Genomic DNA, 2510 nt, shown 5'->3' with positions numbered 1-2510 from the left:
CCGGGGCACGAGTCGGGCCTCGAGGGGATCTATTACTTCGAGAGCGCCCCGTCGCGCTCGGGCGGCAACCCGGACGCGGCCGACGGCGCCTTCGGGATGTTCAGCACCTACTCCTCGCCCGCAGGTGAGATCGACATCAATGCGATGGTCGGCACCGGTGACATCGCACTCGTGCCCTATGGCTATCACGGCCCGGCCGTCGCCGCCCCGGGGTACGACCTCTACTACCTCAACGTCATGGCGGGTCCCGACCCGGAACGCACGTGGCTGATCAGCGACGATCCCGCTCATGCGTGGGTTCGCGACACCTGGGACGGTCAGGAGTTCGACTCCCGGCTGCCGTACGAGAACGAGAACGAGAACGACAAGGAAGGCCAGCCCTGATGGCGAACACGAAGACGATGACCGTCAGCCAGGCGCTGGTCGAGTTCCTCGGACACCAGTGGACCGTCGACGGCGACATCCGCGAGCGAACGGTCGCGGGCATGTTCGGCATCTTCGGACACGGCAACGTCGCTGGCATCGGCCAGGCGCTCAAGCAGTTCAACGTCGAGCAGCCCGACCTGATGCCCTACTACCAAGCGCGCAACGAGCAGGCGATGGTCCACCAGTCCGTCGGCTACGCCCGGATGCACCGGCGCAGAGGCACTCTCGCCTCCGCGGCCTCGGTCGGACCGGGTGCGGCGAACATGCTGACCGCGGCCGCCCTGGCGACCTCGAACCGGCTTCCCGCGCTGCTGCTGCCGAGCGACACCTTCGCCACCCGCGTGGCCGATCCCGTTCTGCAGCAGCTCGAGCACCCGCACGACCCCGGCATCCAGGTGACCGATGCCTTCCGGCCGCTGTCGGTGTTCTTCGACCGGGTTCAGCGCCCTGAGCAGCTGTACTCGATCGCGCTCGGCGCGATGCGCGCTCTCACCGACCCGGTGCAGACCGGAGCGGTCACGATCGCGCTGCCGGAGGACGTCCAGGCCGAGCGGATCGATGTGCCTCTCGATTTCCTGCAGGATCGCGAGTGGCACCTGCGCCGGCCTCTGCCCGAGCGCGCGGCGCTCGCTCGGGCAGTCGCCGCCATCCGCTCGGCGAAGCGTCCGTTCATCGTCGCCGGAGGAGGCGTGCTCTACTCCGGTGCCGAAGATCACCTGCGCACACTCGTCGAGGTGACCGGCATCCCGGTGGGCACCTCGCAGGCGGGTGGCGGCTCGCTCGTCTGGGATCACCCGCAGTACCTCGGCGGCGTCGGCGCTACGGGCACTCTGGCGGCGAACCGCATCGCGGCGGAGGCCGATGTCGTGATCGGCATCGGCACGCGCTACAGCGATTTCACGACCGCCTCCCGCACGGCGTTCCAGAACCCCGATGTGGTGTTCGTCAACATCAACATCGCGTCGTTCGACGCCTACAAGCACGGCTCGCAGCTGCCGGTCGTCGCGGATGCACGCGAGGCGCTGAGTGAAATCGCCATCGAGCTCGAGGGCTGGGAGATCACCTCCGAGTACACCGAGCGCATCGCCCGCGAGAAGGCAGCGTGGGATGCGAGCGTCGATGCGGCCTTCGTGCCGTCAGGACTCGCGTTGCCCGGGCAGTCCGAGATCATCGGCGCCGTGCAGTCGGCTTCCGCACCGGAAGACGTCATCGTGCAGGCCGCAGGCTCGCTGCCCGGAGACCTGCACAAGCTGTGGCGGGTGCGCGACCCCCTCGGGTATCACGTCGAGTACGCGTTCTCGTGCATGGGGTACGAGATCGCGGGCGGAATCGGTGCGAAGCGCGGGCTGGTCGCCGACGGCGACGACCGAGATGTCATCGTCATGGTGGGCGACGGCTCGTACCTGATGCTCAACACCGAACTCGTGACGGCCGTCGCCGAGGGCATCAAGGTGATCTTCGTCCTCATCCAGAACCACGGCTACGCATCGATCGGACACCTCTCCGAGACGGTCGGCTCCGACCGTTTCGGCACGTGGTATCGCGAGTATGATCCGCAGGCGCGCAACTTCCAGGGTGAGCAGACCTTGCCGATCGATCTCGCCGCGAACGCGCGCAGCTACGGACTCGACGTGATCGAGATCGAGCCGGGAGCCGGGGCCATCGACGCGCTGTCGGTGGCTGTCGCCGAGGCGAAGGCGTCGGCGACCTCGACCTTCATCCACATCAACAGCGACCCGCTGATCTATGCGCCCGACGGCGACGGATGGTGGGACGTGCCCGTTCCCGAGGTCTCCACGCTCGCCAGCACGCAGCAGGCGCGCACCGAGTACCTCGCACAGCAGGCGCACCAGCGTCCGCTCCTCGGCTGACTTCAACGGAGAACTGACATGACTGACACCACCACCACTCCCGCCGCCGCGGCAGCAGGGGCCAACCCGGGTCTGCGCATCGGCACCGCCCCCGATTCCTGGGGCGTCTGGTTCCCGGACGACCCGAAGCAGGTGCCCTGGCAGCGCTTCCTCGACGAGGTCGTCGCCGCCGGGTACTCGTGGATCGAGCTGGGCCCGTATGGGTACCTGCCG

2 protein-coding genes and 1 pseudogene are annotated in these 2510 nt (G+C 68.0%); all 3 read left to right on the top strand.

The features are described 5' to 3' along the window. On the top strand, positions 1-384 hold a 384-nt coding region (locus J7E68_RS12100; protein ID WP_215172907.1), incomplete at its 5' end, for a 5-deoxy-glucuronate isomerase. Then, positions 384-2297, top strand: a complete 1914-nt coding sequence (gene iolD / locus J7E68_RS12095) for a 3D-(3,5/4)-trihydroxycyclohexane-1,2-dione acylhydrolase (decyclizing) (protein WP_215172905.1) — start codon at positions 384-386, stop codon at positions 2295-2297. The genes J7E68_RS12100 and iolD, both read left to right, overlap by 1 nt. A gap of 18 nt (positions 2298-2315) precedes the next feature. Continuing rightward, a pseudogene (locus J7E68_RS12090) lies at positions 2316-2510 on the top strand (2-keto-myo-inositol dehydratase); the annotation flags it as partial.

The sequence above is a fragment of the Microbacterium sp. ISL-103 genome (genome assembly GCF_018613995.1).
Lineage (GTDB): Bacteria > Actinomycetota > Actinomycetes > Actinomycetales > Microbacteriaceae > Microbacterium.
This window is presented reverse-complemented; position numbering and strand designations above follow the sequence as displayed.